This is a genomic window from Phenylobacterium sp. (assembly GCF_037138395.1).
Taxonomy (GTDB): Bacteria; Pseudomonadota; Alphaproteobacteria; order Caulobacterales; family Caulobacteraceae; genus Phenylobacterium.
In genome coordinates, this window is sequence record NZ_JBAXIM010000252.1 from 1 (window position 1) to 1,963 (window position 1,963).

General features: G+C 69.1%; 3 protein-coding genes. All 3 read right to left on the minus strand.

Annotated features, from left to right (window positions below; all coding sequences use genetic code 11):
• Positions 1-646: phosphatidate cytidylyltransferase (locus WCJ52_RS12920; RefSeq protein ID WP_336903710.1), on the minus strand; the 646-nt coding region annotated here is incomplete at its 3' end.
• Between the two features lie 25 nt (positions 647-671).
• Positions 672-1,457 carry a polyprenyl diphosphate synthase gene (uppS, locus tag WCJ52_RS12925; protein WP_336903711.1) on the minus strand — a complete coding sequence of 262 codons (786 nt, stop codon included), beginning with the start codon at positions 1,455-1,457 and terminating at the stop codon, positions 672-674.
• Between the two features lie 22 nt (positions 1,458-1,479).
• On the minus strand, positions 1,480-1,963 hold a 484-nt coding region (gene frr, locus WCJ52_RS12930; RefSeq protein ID WP_336903712.1), incomplete at its 5' end, for a ribosome recycling factor.

Consider the following 1,963-nt stretch of genomic DNA (forward strand, 5'->3'; position numbering starts at 1 on the left):
CGCAAAGGTCGCCGGCCATGCCCGCCAGTCCCCCGCAGAGGCCAGCAAGCGCCGCAGCCCAGGGATTGAGCCGGAAGACCGGAAAGGCGGCCAGCGCCACCGCCGAAAGCATGGCCGCGGCAAGACCCCCGAGGAACCCGGCCCAGGTCTTGTTCGGCGAGAACCTCGGCCAAAGCTTGGGGCCCCCGACGAGGTTGCCAACGAGGTAGGCGGCGATGTCGGCGGCCCAGGCCACGGCGAAGGTCATGAAGATCCACCACCGCCCCTGGGGCATGGAGCGCAACCAGATGAAACACACGGCGGCGGTTCCGATGTAGAAGACCCCGAGGGCCGCGTTGCCCGGCCGCTCGGCGACGCCCCGGGCCACGACTGCGGCCATGGCCCCGCCCGCCACCAGCACGCCCCAGGCGACCGCCATGTTTTCACGTTGGGCGAAGAAGACCGCCGTCAGGACCGCAGCGCAGACCGCTGTGGAAACGCGGGTCTTGGCGAAGGGCGCGGTCATGCCCCCCCATTCCACGCACAGCAGGGAGACCGCGGTCACCACCATCAGGAGGAAGGGCCAGGCGGGCTGTCCGGGCCCCATCTCAACCCAGACCGCTCCCAGGGCCGCGGGCAGCAGGATGGCTGCGGAAGCTGCCCGCACCCCCAGGTTACTCCAATCAAAGGCCCTAGCCGGCGACAAGGATGTCATCGGCGACGGCTCCCCCGAAGCGGCGGTCCCGGGACCGGAAGATGTCGATGGCAGCGGAGAGGTCCCCGGCGGCATAGTCCGGCCAGAGAACGTCCTGGAAGATCAGTTCGGCATAGGCTGCCTCCCAGAGGAGGAAGTTGGAGAGGCGCTGCTCTCCGGAGGGCCGGATGATCAGGTCCGGCGGCGGCAGACCGGCCGTCGACAGGGCCCCGGCGAACGCCGCCTCATCCACGCTCGCCGGGTCGAGGCGGCCAGCTGCGGCGGCTTCCGCCAGCCGGCGCGCGGCATCTGCGATATCGGCCTGCCCCCCATAGTTGAAGGCGATCTGCAGGAAGAAGCGATCGTTCTGGGCCGTTCGCCGTTCGGCCTCGTCGAGCAGGGTGACCAGATCTTCCGGCAGGCCCTGGCGGCGACCCACGGAGCGGACACGCACGCCTTCCCGCTCGAGACGCTTGAGGTCGGAGTCGAAATAACGCTTGGGCAGGGCCATCAGCTCCCGGACCTCTGAGGCCGGACGGCTCCAGTTCTCCGTGGAAAAGCCGAACACGGTCAGCCAGCGCACGCCCAGGTCCGGCGCCGCCGACACGGTACGGCGCAGGGCCTCGACCCCGGCCCTATGCCCCATGGTCCGGGGCAGCCCCCTGAGCGTGGCCCACCGCCCATTTCCATCCATGACGATGGCCACATGCAGGGGTGAACCCGACGCCGGAACGGCGGGGGCCAGCGCGGGTTCACCGCGGGATGTCTTGGACCTCGCGGTCATATCGCCTCCGCCCGCCTCCGAGCTAGACCTGCATGATCTCTTGTTCTTTGGTTTTCAAGGCTTCGTCGACCCGCTTCACGGCCTCGTCGGTCATCTTCTGGACCTCGGTTTCCATGCGCTTCTGCTCGTCCTGATTGATCACGGAGTCCTTCTCCGCCTTCTTCAGGTCGTCATTGGCGTCGCGCCGGACGTTGCGGATGGCCACCTTCTGCTGCTCGGCGTACTTGGCGGCGATCTTGGTGAGGTCCCGGCGTCGCTCTTCGGTCAGGGGCGGGATGGGGACGCGGAGGGTCTGGCCCTCCACGACCGGGTTCAGGCCCAGGCCAGCCGACCGGATCGCCTTATCCACGGCGGCGACCACGCCGCGGTCCCAGACACTGACGCTGATGGCCCGGGGCTCGGGCACGGAGATCGCCGCCACCGCGCTGATGGGGGTGGTGGCACCGTAGGCCTCGACCATCACCTGGTCGAGCAGGCTGGCGGAGGCGCGGCCTGTCCTCAGGCTG

Coding starts and splice junctions, on each gene's coding strand:
- uppS (WP_336903711.1), bottom strand. CDS start 1,457: ATGACCGCGAGGTCCAAGACATCCCGCGGTGAACCCGCGCTGGCCCCC.